At 71.7% G+C, this 14,405-nt stretch carries 12 protein-coding genes; 9 read left to right on the top strand and 3 right to left on the bottom strand.

What is annotated here, in order from left to right; translation table 11 throughout:
* Positions 1-35: 35 nt before the first annotated feature.
* The 5 genes from infB to ACIA5D_RS01465 all read left to right on the top strand — a co-directional run bounded on the left by infB (position 36) and on the right by ACIA5D_RS01465 (position 6,155).
* Complete coding sequence (gene infB / locus ACIA5D_RS01485) at positions 36-3,131, top strand: translation initiation factor IF-2 (RefSeq protein ID WP_396027855.1); 3,096 nt, start codon at positions 36-38, stop codon at positions 3,129-3,131.
* 61 nt (positions 3,132-3,192) lie between these two features.
* Positions 3,193-4,215, top strand: a complete 1,023-nt coding sequence (locus ACIA5D_RS01480; RefSeq protein ID WP_396027854.1) for a TRM11 family SAM-dependent methyltransferase — start codon at positions 3,193-3,195, stop codon at positions 4,213-4,215.
* Between the two features lie 33 nt (positions 4,216-4,248).
* The gene (locus ACIA5D_RS01475; protein ID WP_396027853.1) at positions 4,249-4,542 is read left to right on the top strand and encodes a DUF503 domain-containing protein; all 294 of its coding nucleotides are present in this window, start codon (positions 4,249-4,251) and stop codon (positions 4,540-4,542) included.
* Positions 4,543-4,632: 90 nt separating this feature from the next.
* The gene (gene rbfA, locus ACIA5D_RS01470) at positions 4,633-5,124 is read left to right on the top strand and encodes a 30S ribosome-binding factor RbfA (RefSeq protein ID WP_396027852.1); all 492 of its coding nucleotides are present in this window, start codon (positions 4,633-4,635) and stop codon (positions 5,122-5,124) included.
* Positions 5,121-6,155, top strand: coding sequence for a bifunctional oligoribonuclease/PAP phosphatase NrnA (locus ACIA5D_RS01465; RefSeq protein WP_396027851.1), 1,035 nt, complete (start codon positions 5,121-5,123; stop codon positions 6,153-6,155). The genes rbfA and ACIA5D_RS01465 overlap by 4 nt, the downstream gene beginning before the upstream one ends.
* Here ACIA5D_RS01465 and ACIA5D_RS01460 read toward each other — a convergent pair.
* Positions 6,152-7,411 (bottom strand): alpha-amylase family glycosyl hydrolase, encoded by a 1,260-nt coding sequence (locus ACIA5D_RS01460; protein WP_396027850.1) that lies wholly within the window; start codon positions 7,409-7,411, stop codon positions 6,152-6,154. The genes ACIA5D_RS01465 and ACIA5D_RS01460 overlap by 4 nt on opposite strands.
* A gap of 476 nt (positions 7,412-7,887) precedes the next feature.
* Here ACIA5D_RS01460 and ACIA5D_RS01455 point away from each other — a divergent pair, with 476 nt between their 5' ends.
* Entirely contained in the window at positions 7,888-9,372 is a 1,485-nt protein-coding gene (locus ACIA5D_RS01455; RefSeq protein ID WP_396027849.1) for an MATE family efflux transporter, read from the top strand.
* 194 nt (positions 9,373-9,566) lie between these two features.
* Positions 9,567-10,472 carry a tRNA pseudouridine(55) synthase TruB gene (gene truB, locus ACIA5D_RS01450; RefSeq protein ID WP_396028563.1) on the top strand — a complete coding sequence of 302 codons (906 nt, stop codon included), beginning with the start codon at positions 9,567-9,569 and terminating at the stop codon, positions 10,470-10,472.
* Positions 10,473-10,546: 74 nt separating this feature from the next.
* On the opposite strand, the gene ACIA5D_RS01445 is transcribed toward truB, so the two are convergent.
* Both ACIA5D_RS01445 and ACIA5D_RS01440 read right to left on the bottom strand, forming a co-directional pair.
* The gene (locus ACIA5D_RS01445; RefSeq protein ID WP_396027848.1) at positions 10,547-10,927 is read right to left on the bottom strand and encodes a response regulator; all 381 of its coding nucleotides are present in this window, start codon (positions 10,925-10,927) and stop codon (positions 10,547-10,549) included.
* An 11-nt stretch (positions 10,928-10,938) separates the two neighbouring features.
* The gene (locus ACIA5D_RS01440) at positions 10,939-12,828 is read right to left on the bottom strand and encodes a sensor histidine kinase (RefSeq protein WP_396027847.1); all 1,890 of its coding nucleotides are present in this window, start codon (positions 12,826-12,828) and stop codon (positions 10,939-10,941) included.
* Positions 12,829-12,924: 96 nt separating this feature from the next.
* On the opposite strand from ACIA5D_RS01440, the gene ACIA5D_RS01435 reads away from it, so the two are divergent.
* Together ACIA5D_RS01435 and rpsO are read left to right on the top strand one after the other, a co-directional pair.
* On the top strand, positions 12,925-13,857 hold the full coding sequence (locus ACIA5D_RS01435; RefSeq protein ID WP_396027846.1) for a bifunctional riboflavin kinase/FAD synthetase: 933 nt from the start codon (positions 12,925-12,927) through the stop codon (positions 13,855-13,857).
* A gap of 114 nt (positions 13,858-13,971) precedes the next feature.
* Positions 13,972-14,241 (top strand): 30S ribosomal protein S15, encoded by a 270-nt coding sequence (rpsO, locus tag ACIA5D_RS01430; protein ID WP_203724260.1) that lies wholly within the window; start codon positions 13,972-13,974, stop codon positions 14,239-14,241.
* The last annotated feature ends 164 nt before the right edge of the window (positions 14,242-14,405 follow it).

Here is a 14,405-nt window from a genome sequence, read left to right as displayed (position 1 = left end):
GGGTGCGCTCGCACGACCTCGAAGTGAGGAGTGCAGTGCCAGGCAAGGCCCGCGTACACGAGCTCGCAAAGGAGCTCGGGGTCGACAGCAAGACAGTTCTCGCCAAGCTCAAAGAGATGGGCGAGTTCGTCAAATCCGCATCCAGCACGGTCGAGGCCCCGGTGGCCCGGCGGTTGCGTGGCGCCCTCGAGGCTGGTTCCGCCCCCGTGGCGGCGCCCTCCTCGTCCGCGCCGAGCGCCTCCGCGCCCGCCGCAGTCCGTCCGGCTCCGCCCAGCGTGCGGCCCCAGCCGCCGCGCCGGCCCGCAGCTCCGGCCGAGGGCGCGCCCCGCGCGCCCACGTCCCCGGCGCCGGCGCCCGGCTCGTTCGCGCGTCCCAAGCCGCCCGCGCCCAGCCGTCCGGGCCCCACGCCCGGCCCGGTCGCCAAGCCGGCCAGCGCTCACGACATCGAGGTCGCGGCGGCCGAGGCTCGTGCCTCGGCGCTCAAGGCCGAGCAGGAGGCCGCGGTCAAGGCCGCACAGGCCGCCCGCACCCGCGATGCCGAGCGTCGCGCTCAGCAGCCGCCGTCCGAGGGTCGCCCGAGCGGCCCGCGTCCGGGTCCCGGCGCGGTTCCGCCTCGTCCGGGTTCCCCGGCCGCAGGCCCCCGTACCGGTGGTCCGGGTGCGCCCGGAGCTGGTCCCCGTCCGGGACCGGCCGGTGGCGCCCCGCGGCCGCCGTCGCGCGGTCCCGGCAACAACCCGTTCGGCGTCTCCGGCGGCGCGGCCCAGCGGCCGTCGCCCGCCGGGATGCCTCGTCCCAATCAGCCCGGCATGCCGCCGCGGCCGAGCCCGGCGTCGATGCCGCCGCGGCCCAGCCCCGCGTCCATGCCCGCGCAGCGCCCCGGCCGTCCTGGCCCGGGTGGCGGCGGTGGCGGCGCCGGTCGTCCCGGTGGTCCCGGTGGCGGCCGTGGCGGTCCCGGTGGTGGCGGTGGCGGCTTCCGTCCCGGCGGTGGCGGTGGCGGTGGCGCCGGTGGCGGCTTCCGTCCCGGTGGCGGCGCCGGCGGTGGTGGCGGCGGTGGCGGTGGCTACCGCGGCGGCCCCGGTGGTGGTGGCGGCGGTGGCGGTGGCTACCGCGGCGGCCCCGGCGGTGGCGCCGGTGGCGGCGGTCCGGTCGGCGCCGGTGCTCCGGGTCGTCCCGGTGGCGGCGGTCGCGGTCGTGGCGGCGGCGCCGCGGGCGCCTTCGGGCGTCCGGGTGGCCGGCCCACTCGTGGCCGCAAGTCGAAGAAGCAGCGGCGTCAAGAGTTCGACAACCTGTCGGCTCCGGCCATGAGCTCGGGCGCGCCCCGCGGCAACGGCCAGGAGATCAGGCTGTCGCGCGGCGCGTCGCTCTCCGACTTCGCCGAGAAGATCAACGCGAATCCCGGCTCGCTGGTCCAGGAGATGTTCAACCTGGGCGAGATGGTGACGGCGACGCAGTCCTGCAGCGACGACACGCTGCAGCTGCTCGGCGAGCACCTGGGCTTCGACGTGCAGATCGTCAGCCCGGAAGACGAGGACCGCGAGCTGCTCGCGCAGTTCAACATCGACCTCGACGCCGACGTGGCCGAGGACCGGCTGGTCTCCCGTCCGCCGGTCGTGACCGTCATGGGTCACGTCGACCACGGTAAGACGAAGCTGCTCGACGCGATCCGCAAGACCAACGTGGTCGCCGGCGAGGCGGGTGGCATCACCCAGCACATCGGCGCCTACCAGGTGCACTACGACCACAACGGCCAGGAACGGGCGATCACCTTCCTGGACACCCCGGGTCACGAGGCGTTCACCGCCATGCGTGCCCGTGGCGCCCAGGTGACCGACATCGTGATCCTGGTCGTGGCCGCCGACGACGGCGTGATGCCGCAGACGGTCGAGGCGTTGAACCACGCCAAGGCCGCCGAGGTGCCAATCGTGGTCGCGGTCAACAAGGTCGACAAGCCGGACGCCAACCCGGACAAGGTGCGCCAGCAGCTCACCGACTACGGTCTGCTCGCCGAGGAGTACGGCGGCGACACGATGTTCGTGAACGTGGCCGCCAAGCCCGGGATCGGCATCGACGAGCTGCTCGAGGCCGTGCTGCTGACCGCCGACGCGTCGCTGGAGCTGACCGCTCCGATCGACGGGGCGGCCCAGGGCGCTGTCGTCGAGTCGCACCTCGACAAGGGCCGTGGTGCGGTCGCGACCGTGCTGGTCCAGAAGGGCACCCTGCGTGCCGGCGACTCGATCGTGGCGGGCGGCGCGCACGGCCGCGTCCGCGCCATGCTCGACGAGAACGGCAACCAGGTGGCCGAGGCGCTGCCTGCCCGGCCGGTCCTGGTGCTGGGTCTGACCTCGGTGCCGGGCGCGGGCGACACGTTCCTCGCCGGCGAGGACGACCGCACCGTCCGGCAGATCGCCGAGCAGCGGCAGGCTCGCCGTCGTGCGGCCAGCTTCGCGAACTCGCGGACCAAGGCGACTCTCGAGACGCTCATGGAGCAGCTCAAGGAGGGCGAGAAGACCTCGCTCACCCTGGTCATCAAGGGCGACTCGTCCGGTTCGGTCGAGGCCCTCGAGGACGCGCTGTTCAAGATCGAGATTCCGGACGAGATCCAGCTCAAGGTCATCCACCGCGGCGTCGGTGCGATCACCGAGAGCGACGTGAACCTGGCCTCGGCGTCCTCGGACGCCACCGCCACGATCATCGGGTTCAACGTCCGGGCCTCGAACAAGGTCAAGGAGATGGCCGACCGCGCGAACGTGGAGATCCGCTACTACAGCGTGATCTACCAGGCCATCGAGGAGATCGAGGCCGCGCTCAAGGGTCTGCTCAAGCCGGAGTACGAGGAGGTCGAGCAGGGCACCGCGGAGATCCGCGAGGTCTTCCGCTCGTCCAAGATCGGTCTCATCGCCGGCTGTCTGGTCCGTACCGGTCTCCTGCGCCGCAACGCCAAGGCCCGCATCCTGCGGGAGGGCGTCGTGGTGGCGGAGAACGTCACGATCAGCTCGCTGCGCCGGTTCAAGGACGACGCGACCGAGGTCCGCGAGGGCTTCGAGTGTGGTCTGACCTTCAGCGGGTTCGGCTCGCCGCAGGTCGGCGACGTGATCGAGACCTTCGAGATGCGCGAGAAGCCGCGCGCCTGATGTTCCTGTGATGCGACCCCCGGCGCTTCGGCGCCGGGGGTCGTCTCTGTAGAAAGGCACCATGTCCCGGTACGCCCTGCTCCTTGCGCCCTCCGCCAATCGTGTCTACGCCGATCAGGCCGCTCGTCTCGCTCGTGCTGAGCTGGCCGCCTTCGGGCCGGCCCTGTCCGCGGACATTTCGGACATTGATGTCACCGTGCTTGGCGGTGTGGAGTATCTGACCTTCACCGCCGAGCTCTCCACGCGGGACATTTCGTATATTTCCAACCTGTCGTCGGGGTATGCGCTCTTCGCGCTGGAAGGTGAGCTGCTGCGGCCGATCACGCTGACGCCGCTCGCTCGCTACGACAGCGACCTGATCACGATTCCGAAGTACGCCGGCAAGACCAACGAGCAGTTCACCAAGCTCGTCCTCAACCTCACGCTGCTCGCCTCCGCCTCGGCAGGCCGGATGCTCGACGGCCACCTCACCGTGCTCGACCCGCTCTGCGGCCGGGGCACCACGCTCAACCAGGCGCTGATGTACGGCTACGACGCGGTGGGTGTCGAGATCGACGGCAAGGACGTCGAGGCGTACAAGTTGTTCCTGCAGACGTGGCTCAAGCGCAAGCGGCTCAAGCACACCGCCGACCTCGTGCCGGTGCGACGGCAGGGCCGCCGGGCCGCGCGTCGCCTCGAGGTGGTCATGGCCGCCAGCAAGGACGACCACAAGGCCGGGGCGGTGCAGAAGGTCACCGTGCTGCAGGCCGACACCACCCAGCTCGACGGGCTGCTGCGGGGCGGCGTCGCGGACGTGCTGGTGGCCGACCTGCCGTACGGCGTGGCCCACGGCAGCTACGACGACCAGGGCGGCATCACCCGCAGTCCACTCGACCTGCTCGAGCGCGCGGTGCCGCACTGGCTGCCGCTGGTGCGCCCGGGCGGCGCCCTCGGGCTGTCCTGGAACACCAAGGTCGCCCGGCGGGAGCTCGCCGAAGACATCCTGGCCGCCAACGGCCTGGAGATCGTCCGCTACGAGCCGCTCGGGCATCGCGTGGATCAGGGCATCGAACGGGACGTCCTGGTGGCCAGGAAAGTCGGCTGAAACTGTCGTACCGCGGCGGTACCGTGCTGGCTGATGTTTATCGAGACCGCAGTGTTCGACCTGCTCCTGCCCGGCGACTCGCAGTCGCTCAAGCACAAGCGCTCCTACGTCCGCCCGATCATCGCGATGCTGAAGAAATATGAGGTCAGCGCCGCCGAGGTCGGTTTCCACGACCTGCACGGCCGGGCCCAGATCGGCGTGGCGGTGGTCGCGCCCGACGCGGCCCAGGCCCGCGCCGTGATCGACACGTGCGAGAACCAGGTGGCCGGCCGCCCCGAGATCGAGCTCCTGTCGGTCCGGCGGCGGCTCTATGGGGACGACGACTAGGGACGTTCGTCGGTAACGGCACGTGGGTAGGCTTCAGCAGTTGGGCGGGAGAGTTCAGGCCCGCGGGATTCACAGTCGGAGGTGGGCGATATGTCGGACCCGGCCAAGACGCGTCGGCAGGCCGAGCGCGTCAAGGAGTTGGTGGCCTCGCTGGTACGTGAGATCAAGGACCCCCGGCTCGGCATGGTGACGATCACGGACGCTCGGATCACCGGCGACCTGCGGGAGGCCACCGTCTACTACACGGTCCTGGGCGACCCGACCGAGCAGGCGGCCACGGCGGCCGCGCTCGAGAGCGCCAAGGGAATGCTGCGCAGCCGGGTGGGTCATGCCCTCGGCCTGCGGCACTCGCCGAGCCTTGCCTTCGTGCTCGACAACGTGCTCGACCACGCCAAGGAGATCGACGACCTGCTCGCCGAGGCACGGTTGCGCGACGAGGAGGTCCAGCGCCTCGCCGCCGGCAAGCAGTACGCGGGCGACCCCGACCCGTACAAGAGCGAGGACGAGGAAGACGACGCCGGCGACACCGAGTCGTACGGGAGCGGTGGCGAGCGGGTGGGCGCGCGCGAGGACCTCGGGTGACGCCTCCCTCGGGCGAGCCCGGGGGAGTGACCGACGCGGAGTGGGCCGCGGCCGTCGAGGCGGTCCGCGGGCTCACTCCGGGCCCGGAGGGCGACGAGATCCAGCTCATCTGCCACGTGAACCCCGACGGGGACGCGCTCGGCAGCATGCTCGGGTTCGCCCTCGGCCTGCGGCGGCTCGGCTTCACGCGGTTGCGGGCGACGTTTCCGGGCGAGTTCGAGGTGCCCACGCCGTACCAAAGCCTGCCCGGTCTTGATCTTCTGGTGCCGCAGCATGCGGCCTGCACCAGCCCCGACGTGGTCCTGACCTTCGACGTCGCCGCCGAGTCGAGGCTCGGCGAACTCGCCGCCCTGCTCGCGGCGCCGCGCGTGATCATGCTCGACCACCACGCGTCGAACACCCGGTTCGGCCGGATCAACCTGGTCGACCCGCGGGCCGCGGCCACCTCGGTGGTGGTCGACGGCCTGCTGACCCGGCTCGGCGTGCCGCTGGACGCCGAGATCGCCGAGTGCCTCTACGTGGCGCTCGCGACCGACACCGGCTCGTTCAAGTTCGACATGACCACGCCGGCCGTGCACGAGCTCGCCGCGCGCCTCATCGCGACCGGCATCAGCCCCGGCGACATCTCGCGGCGGATCTTCGACACGCGCCCGTTCGGGGCGATGAAGCTCGCCGGCGAGGTGCTGGGCCGGGCCGCCCTCGACCCCACGGCCGCGGGTGGTCGCGGCATGGTCTGGACGTACGCGACGCTGGCCGACCTCGCCCGGTACGGCCAGAAGCCCTACGTGCTCGACACGCTGATCGACCCGGTGCGCGGCGTGGCCGAGGCGGATGTGGCGGTGGTCGTGAAGCAGTCGGGTGCGGATGAGTGGGCGGTGTCGCTGCGCAGCAAGGGCGCGGTCGACGTGAGCGAGGTCGCGGTGGCCCTCGGTGGTGGGGGTCATCGGCTGGCGGCGGGCTTCACCGGTCACGGGACGCCGGGCGAGGTGGTCGCGACGGTTCGCGGCCTGCTCGACGAGCACTTGCTCTAGGCGGTGGCGACCACCCAGCCGTACGGCGGGAGCGTTGCGTTGCCGGCGGCGTCGATGGTGGCGTCGCCGGCCTCGTGTTGCCAGGCCCGGGCGGGAACCGCCGCGGGTCTCTGTTCGGCGCCGAAGTTGAGGGCCACCGCGACCGCGGCGTCGGGGCCGCTCAGCGTGTAGGAGAGAACGCCGTCGCCGAGGCTGTGCACCTCGGTGGTGGCGCGCACCAGCCAGGCGTGCCGGCGGCGGATGCCGATCAGCAGCTGATGCAGGCGCTGCGTCTCGTCGTCCCCCCGATCGTCCCAGGCCGGGCGGATCGCGTCGTCCCCGCCTTCCCGCTCCTCCTTGACGCCGCGCCAGGCGCGCTCGTCGCCGTAGTAGACCGACGGGATGCCGCCGACGGTGAACAGCACGGCCAGCGCGTGCGGGAGGTGGCGCGGCTCGGTGAGGCGGCTGGCGATGCGGGTCACGTCGTGGTTGCCGACGAAGGTCTGCGGGGCGAATGTCGCGAGCAGGTCGTTGTGCCGGGTGAGGGCCCAGGCCAGCTCGTGCGGGTTGACGTCGTTGAGCGAGCTCCAGATCGCCTTCCACAGCTCGTACTGGGTGACCGAGTCGAGGCCGCCCTCGGTCACGTAGGACGTGTAGTCGCCGTGGATGACCTCACCGGAGAACCACGCCTCGGGGTGCTTCTCGCGGGCCCGGTCGGTGACCTTGCGCCAGAACGGCAGCGGCACCGCGTAGGCCGCGTCGAGCCGCCAGCCGTCGACGCCGCGGTCCAGCCAGTGGTTCAGGACGTCGGTGACGTAGTCGGCGACCGCGGGACTCGCGTGGTTGAGCGCCACCAGCTGCCGGTGGCCCTCGAAGGTGCGGAAGTCGTCGCCCTCGCGCACGAACCAGTCGGCGTAGGTGTCGCCGCCGTTCGCCACCTCCACGAACTGCCGGAAATTTCGGCCTACGTGGTTGAAAACCCCATCAAGCAGCACGCGTACGCCCTTGGCGGCGGCCCGGTCGATGAGATCTTTCAGGTCGTCCTCGGTGCCGAGGCGGGGGTCGACCCGGAAGTGGTCGACAGTGTCGTAGCCGTGGGTCTCGGCGGCGAAGACCGGGCCGAGCGCCAGGCCGTTGCAGCCCAGCTCCAGCAGGTGATCGAGCCGGTCGGCGAGCGCCGGTAGCCGGTGTTGCGGTTCCGATATGCCGGACTTCTCGGCGCCCAGAAAGCCCAGGGGATAGACCTGCCACCAGATGGAGTACTCGGGCCAGCGCACTCATGCCTCCCGTTATCGCAGTTGATGAACCGTTGCAGGTGACTCGCGGGTAGCTGTCGGGTGTCCGTCGTTTGTCTCGCAGGGTGGGAACGACGTCTCGATACCGCGACCTGAACGATAGTTTGGTCCTTAACGGTGATTTGGTTTTGCGCGGCCGTGACCACCGCCCGCCGCGAAGCCTCGAGCCACCCGGGTTTACCGACTCGGGCCGCGTCACCTTCGCCATGCGTCCGGCGACCCCGGACCGGCCCTGTGACGCCCCGCTCGACCGATCCGCTGGGCGCGTGTCCGTTGCCGCGCCCTCACGCACCGTGGAGGAACCACGATCATGGCTGCCAAGCCGAAGCCTCAGCCCACCGACGAAGCCCGCGAGCAGGCGCGCCGCGCCCTGCAGACCTCGCTGGACACCCGGCAGTAGGGCGTAAGCACCTAACCGCATTGCGATCCTTACGACTGGGCGGGCATCATGACTACTCATGAGCCCGCCTGCCCGGCCGTCGCCTTCTACGGCCGCCTCCGCGACGCCCGCTTCCACCGCGGCCGACATCTCGGCCGCCGCCACCACTGGCGACGTTGCGGCCGCCTCCGTGACGGCTGACGTTGCGGCCGCCTCCGTGACGGCTGACGTTGCGGCTGTTGGCAACGCCGGCGCTTCAGCGGCGCCGGTCACCGCGCGAGGCATCGCCCGGCTCGCCTTACCGGCGCTCGTGGTGCTCGCCGCCGAGCCGCTGTATGTGCTCGTCGACACCGCCGTGGTCGGTCATCTCGGCCGGGTTCCCCTCGCCGCCGTCGCCGTCAGCGGCACGGTCATGTCGGTGGCCGTCTGGTTGGGCACGCTCATGGCCTACGGGACCACCGGCCGGGCGGCCCGCCGCTTCGGCGCCGGGGACCGTGCCGCCGCCGTTGTCGAAGGCGTCCAGACGTCGTGGCTCGCGCTCGCCGCCGGGGTGCTCCTGGCGCTTCTCGCCCAAGTCGGCGCCGGACCGCTCGCCTCGGCCCTCGCGGGTGATCCCGTCACGGCGGACGCCGCGGCCGGATGGCTGCGGATCGCGGCGCTCGGCGTGCCCGGCCTCCTCCTCGCGGCGGCCGGGAACGGCTGGATGCGCGGCGTGCAGGATACCCGGCGCCCGTTGTTCTTCGTGCTGGGCGCGAACGTGCTCTCCGCGATTCTCTGCCCGCTGCTCGTCTATCCCGCCGGGTGGGGGCTCACCGGCTCGGCGGTCGCGAACGTCGTCGCCCAGACCGTCTCCGGCGGCTGCTTCCTGGCCGCGCTGATCAGGGAGACCCGCGCCCTGCGCCCGCGGCCGCGGATCATCCTCGAGCAGGTGAAGCTCGGCCGCGATCTGCTGATCCGCGGGGCCGCCTTTCAGGCCTGCTTCCTCTCGGCCACGGCGGTGGCGGCGCGTTTCGGGGTCGCGGCGGTCGGCGCCCACCAGATCGCGTTGCAGCTGTGGTTCTTCAGCGCGCTCGCCCTCGACGCGGTGGCGATCGCGGCGCAGTCGCTGGTCGGCGCCGCACTGGGCGGCGGCGACGGGCAGGCAGCCCGGGACGTTGCCCGTCGGGTGACCATCGCCGGCGGCATCGCGGGCGTTGCCTTCGCGGTGCTCGCGGCGGCCGGATCCCGGGTGGTGCCCGGCTGGTTCACGCCCGACCCGTCGGTGCACGAGCAGGCCGCGGTGGTGTGGCCGTGGTTCGTCGGGCTGATGCCGTTCGCCGGGGTGGTCTATGCGCTCGACGGCGTGCTGATCGGCGCCGGCGACGTGCGATACCTGCGCAATCTGACGTTGGCGTCGGCGCTGCTGGGCTTCCTGCCGGCGATCTGGCTGGCCTACGGCCTGGATCTCGGCCTGGGCGGCGTGTGGGCCGGCCTGGGGCTCTTCATCCTGATCCGCTTCGTGACGACGGTGTGGCGCTGGCGCTCGGGCCGCTGGGCGGTGCTGGGCGCGACCCGCACCGCCTGACTCTCCGCCTGGGCGCGACCCGCACCGCTCGACTCTCCGCCTGGGCGTGACCCGCACCGCTTGACTCTCCCCCTTGGGGGAGGCACCAGGCTTTGTCCATGGGCGGCGACCCGTCGAGGGAGTGGTGAGAGTGGAAACCCTAAGGTGGGCGGGTGAGCGCGGATGGTCTGATCGTGGTGGACAAGCCGGCGGGGATGACCTCGCACGACGTGGTGGCGCGGATCCGCCGGTTGGCGAAGACCCGCCGGGTGGGCCACGGCGGCACGCTCGACCCGATGGCCACCGGGGTGCTGATCATCGGGGTCAACCGGGCGACCCGGCTCCTGACGTACGTGATCGGGTCATCGAAGAGCTACACGGCCACGATCCGCCTCGGGCAGTCGACGGTCACCGACGACGCCGAGGGTGAGGTCACGGCGGTCGCGTCCGTAGCCGGCGTCTCGGACGAGGCGATTCACGCGGGCCTGGCCGCTCAGCGCGGCGAGATCGACCAGGTGCCGAGCGCCGTGAGCGCGATCAAGGTGGATGGAAAGCGGGCCTACAAGCGCGTGCGCGAGGGCGAGACCGTCGATCTGCCGCCGCGGCGGGTGACGATCTCGCGCTTGGACGTGCTGGCCATCCGGCGCGCCATCGCAGCGCCGCCCAGCGCCCGAACCGGCCGCGACGCCGATGCGGAGGCCCCGTGGGCCGGGCCGGTTGACGTCATTGACGTGGACATTGACGTGAACTGCTCGTCGGGGACCTATATCCGGGCGATCGCACGCGACCTCGGGGCGGCGCTCGGGGTGGGTGGTCATCTCACCGCGCTGCGGCGCACGGCGGTGGGGCGGATGACGCTCGCCGAGGCGGTCACGCTCGAGATGCTTGAGCAACGGGCGCCGGACGTGGTCGGGCTGTCCATGGCGGAGGCGGCGCGGCAGACGTTCCCGCAGCGCACGGCCACCGTCGAGGAGGCGCGCGTGCTCAGCCACGGCGGGCCGCTCGCGCCGGTCGGCATCGGTGGGCCGTACGCGGTCTTCGGTCCTACCGGCGACCTGCTGGCCATCGTCTCGGAGCGTGAGGGGCGCGCCCGAGCCGAGATCGTCCTCGCCCCGGCCTGAGCCTCGGCCCGAGCCCCGGCCTGAGCCCTGCCTGAGCCGGCCCCTGAGCCCCGGCCCGGCTGGGCCGGCGGGGGCTAGTTGGTCAGGTGGCGGGCGACCGTGGCTACCAGGTCGGCGGCGGCGTAGGGCTTGTCCAGGAAGTCGTCGCAGCCTGCCTCGATGGCGGCGGCTCTGTCCTGGGGGAGGACGCTCGCGGTGACGGCTATGACCGTGGGCTTGGGAGTGTCCGACTCGGAGAGCTCGCGGGCCAGGGTCAGGCCGTTGCCGTCGGGGAGGTTCATGTCCAGGAGGATCAGGTCTATGTGGTCGGCCGTGAGGCGGGCTCGGGCGGCGGCCAGGCTGGTGGCGTCCACCACCTCGGCGTCGCGGACCACGGGGTCGGCGGAGCGGGACAGGACGGCCTTGACCAGGGTGCGGTTCAGTTCCTCGTCCTCGACCAGCAGGATGGTGCTCATTGTCGACTCCTTCAGCCGGTCGTGGGTGCGGGGTGCTGGGGGCGGGCCGCGGGGTGGGGCGCGGCCGGGAGGTCGTCGTGCGGCGCCAGCGGCAGCCGTACCGTGAAGGCGCTTCCCCGGCCCAGGGCGGAGACCAGGGTGATCTCGCCGCCGTGGGCTTCCACCAGGCGTCTTGTCAAGGCCAGGCCCAGGCCCGTTCCGGCTCGCCGGCGGTCGGGGTCGCCGGCCTGCTGGAACTCCTCGAAGACTCGCTCCTGGTCTTCGGGCGCTATCCCCACGCCGGTGTCGGCCACCGTGACGTACGCGTCATCGCCGGCCTGATGGGCCGCGACCGTGACGTGGCCGCCGGGCTCGGTGAACTTGATGGCGTTGGAGAGCAGGTTCTCGACGATCTGGCGGAAGCGGACCCGGTCGGCGAGGGCGGTGATCGGCGGCAGGTCGGTGCGCACCTCGATGTGCTGGGTCTTGAAGAGGGGAGCTAGGCCGGTCAGCAACTCGGTCACGGCGGTGTCCAGGCGTAACGGGGCGGGGCGCAGCTCCAGGTGGCCGGCCTCGACCTTGGCCAGGTCGAGGATGTCGTTGATCAGGCCGAGCAGGTGGCGGCCGCTGGTGTGGATGTGGTCCACCCACTCGGCGGGCACGCGGCGGCGGTCGCCCTCGGGTTCCTCCACGCGCATCAGGTCGCTGAACCCGATGATCGCGTTGAGGGGGGTGCGCAACTCGTGGCTCATGTTCGCGAGGAAGGCGCTCTTGGCCTGGTTGGCGCGGGTCAGCGCGTCCACCGAGGCACTCAAGGTCTCGGCGACGGCCTGGCGCTCGGCGAGGATGCCTGCCTGGCCGCCCAGCGCCGCGAGCAGGCGCAGGTCGTCGTCGCTGAACAGGGTGCGGTGGCGGTTGAAGAGCAGCACCGCGCCTTCGACATCGGGCGGCACGGGCATGCTCAGCACGGTGACGAAGTCGTTGCCCAGGTCGTCGCCGTAGTGAGCCACCAGAGCGGACGCGCCCTCGCGCAGGCGTGCCTGGCGGCCGGCGGGGATCAGGGTGGTGAGCTCCTCGGCGTCCAGCTCGGGGTGGCTCGGCATGTGCGGGCCGGCGAACGCGGCCTGTGCGAGCTGGCCGTCGGGGCGGGGCATGAAGACCGCGACGGCCTCGGCGCCGGTCTGCTCCCGCATCTGCTCGGCGTAGAGCTGCCACACCTCGGCCGACGACTGGGCGGGTGCGCGGAGCAGGCGCTCGGTGACCTGGTGGGCGGCGCTGGCCGAGAAGACCCGGCGCAGCCAGCGCGGCGGGAGGAAGGCGACCAGGTAGCCGAGGCCGCTGGCCAGGGCCAGCACCCTGCTGATCGTGAGCAGGGTGGGATGACCGCGCCACAGGCCGTTGAGGCCGATGAAGACGATCATTATGGCGAAGGCGAGAGTGGCCGCGGCGGCGGTCATCAGGCGGGCGCGGTTCGCGCCGGCGCGGGTGCGGGCCTTGCCGTAGAGCAGGGCGGCGGGGACGGCCTCGCTGAGGCTGAAGCCGACCACGATCGCGACCAGGGCGCGGGTGTCGAGCGGGCGCGGCTCCCTGATGATCGGGACGGCCAGGGCCACGTACGCGCACAGCACCAGCCGGTCGAGCCAGCGCGGCACACGCCGGAGCTGGGCGGCCATCCGCAACGTGAGGTAGGGCTGGGCGAGCAGCGCCGTGGTGGAGACGAGGCTCACCCACATCGGCAGGCCGCCGCCGACCCGCCGGGCGATGTCGGCGCAGAAGACCACCGTGCAGGGCAGGAAGACGAGTGTGACGGTGCCCTGGAGGGTGTCCCGCCGGCGCAGGTAGCCGCCGAGCGCGCGCAGGAACAGCACCGCGAAGGTGAACTCCGCCGCGAGCAGGACGAGAGGGCTCCACTTGATGGGCATATCGGCCTCAATCGTAGCGTTTCGGGCGTGAGGCCAGACCAAGGTCGCGCGGGTGAGCCGATACGCTGTGCGCGAGAACCGAGGAGGGCGGCAGGCATGCAGCGGTGGCGGGGCTACGAGTCGGTGCCCGGCGGGTGGGGCCGGTCGGTGGTCACGATCGGCGTCTTCGACGGCGTGCACCGCGGCCATCAGGCGATCATCGGGCACGCCGTGAAGCGGGCCCGCGACCTCGGCCTCCAGTCGGTGGTGATGACCTTCGACCCGCACCCGGCCGAGGTGGTCCGTCCGGGCTCACACCCGGCGGTGCTCACCGAGGCGGTGCGCAAGGCCGAGCTGATCGAGCAACTGGGCGTCGACGCGCTCTGCGTGGTGCCGTTCACGCCCGACTTCTCCCGCCTGCCGGCCGAGGCCTTCGTGCACGACGTGCTGGTCGAGGCGTTGCACTCGGCGGTCGTGGTGGTCGGCGACAACTTCCGCTTCGGGCACAAGGCGGCCGGCGACGTCGCGCTGCTGGAACGGCTCGGACGCTCGTTCGGCTTCACCGTCGAGGACGCGCCGCTGGTCTCGGCCGACGGGGTGGTGTTCTCCTCGACGTACATCCGCAGCTGTGTCGATGCCGGTGACGTGCGCGCCGCGGCCGCGGCACTCGGCCGGCCGCACCGCCTGGGTGGCGTCGTGGTGCGCGGCGACCAGCGCGGGCGCGAGATCGGCTTCCCCACGGCCAATCTGATGGCGCACCGCTACGCGGCGGTGCCGGCCGACGGCGTCTACGCGGCCTGGATGATCCGCGGTGGCGAGCACGCGGGGCGGCTCCCGGCCAGCGTGTCGATCGGCACCAATCCCACCTTCTCGGGCCGTGAGCGCCGGGTCGAGGCCTACGTGCTCGACTTCGCGGGCGATCTCTACGGCGAGCGGGTGAGCCTCGACTTCGTCGCCCATCTGCGGGAACAGCGCGTGTACGAGGGCATCGAGCCGCTGGTCGCGCAGATCCGGGAGGACGTGGAGGAGACCCGCGCGTTGCTCCAGTGACCCCCTGGTAGGGTTGGTGAGACGTTGGCTACCCAACGACCGGCTCCCACCTGCCTGCCCGACGCCGCGGGTGTGGGAATGCCGTTGATTCGGCAACACAGAATTTCGGAGAACATGGCGCTCGATCAAGAGACCAAAAACAAGATCATCGACGAGTACAAGGCGCAGGACGGCGACACCGGATCCCCCGAGGTCCAGGTCGCGATGCTGACCAAGCGGATCGCCGACCTCACCGAGCACCTCAAGGTGCACAAGCACGACCACCACAGCCGTCGTGGTCTGCTGCTGCTGGTCGGCCGCCGCCGGCGCCTGCTCAACTACGTGCAGAAGAAGGACATCGCCCGCTACCGGACGCTCATCGAGCGGCTCGGCCTGCGCCGATGACCTGACGGGGGAGTGGCCGCCTGGCCGCTCCCCCGCGGTTTTCAGAACCGCAGGTAAACCCACGGACCCGCGCGGTTGCAGGCCAACAGACACCGGTCCTCGGTAGTGGTTCCCAGGCAGACCTCCTGGGCACTTCGATCGAAGACCGGCAGCCTGAACACCGC

The organism is Actinoplanes sp. NPDC051513 (assembly GCF_044454685.1).
In the GTDB taxonomy this organism is placed as follows: Bacteria; Actinomycetota; Actinomycetes; order Mycobacteriales; family Micromonosporaceae; genus Actinoplanes.
Note: the sequence above shows the minus strand (reverse complement) of the source record. Positions and strands in the feature narration are given on the sequence as shown.

Coding starts and splice junctions, on each gene's coding strand:
- ACIA5D_RS01445 (WP_396027848.1), bottom strand. CDS start 10,927: ATGAGCACCATCCTGCTGGTCGAGGACGAGGAACTGAACCGCACCCTG.
- rpsO (WP_203724260.1), top strand. CDS start 13,972: ATGGCGCTCGATCAAGAGACCAAAAACAAGATCATCGACGAGTACAAG.
- rbfA (WP_396027852.1), top strand. CDS start 4,633: ATGTCGGACCCGGCCAAGACGCGTCGGCAGGCCGAGCGCGTCAAGGAG.
- ACIA5D_RS01440 (WP_396027847.1), bottom strand. CDS start 12,828: ATGCCCATCAAGTGGAGCCCTCTCGTCCTGCTCGCGGCGGAGTTCACC.
- ACIA5D_RS01455 (WP_396027849.1), top strand. CDS start 7,888: ATGAGCCCGCCTGCCCGGCCGTCGCCTTCTACGGCCGCCTCCGCGACG.
- ACIA5D_RS01475 (WP_396027853.1), top strand. CDS start 4,249: ATGTTTATCGAGACCGCAGTGTTCGACCTGCTCCTGCCCGGCGACTCG.
- ACIA5D_RS01480 (WP_396027854.1), top strand. CDS start 3,193: ATGTCCCGGTACGCCCTGCTCCTTGCGCCCTCCGCCAATCGTGTCTAC.
- ACIA5D_RS01435 (WP_396027846.1), top strand. CDS start 12,925: ATGCAGCGGTGGCGGGGCTACGAGTCGGTGCCCGGCGGGTGGGGCCGG.
- truB (WP_396028563.1), top strand. CDS start 9,567: ATGACCTCGCACGACGTGGTGGCGCGGATCCGCCGGTTGGCGAAGACC.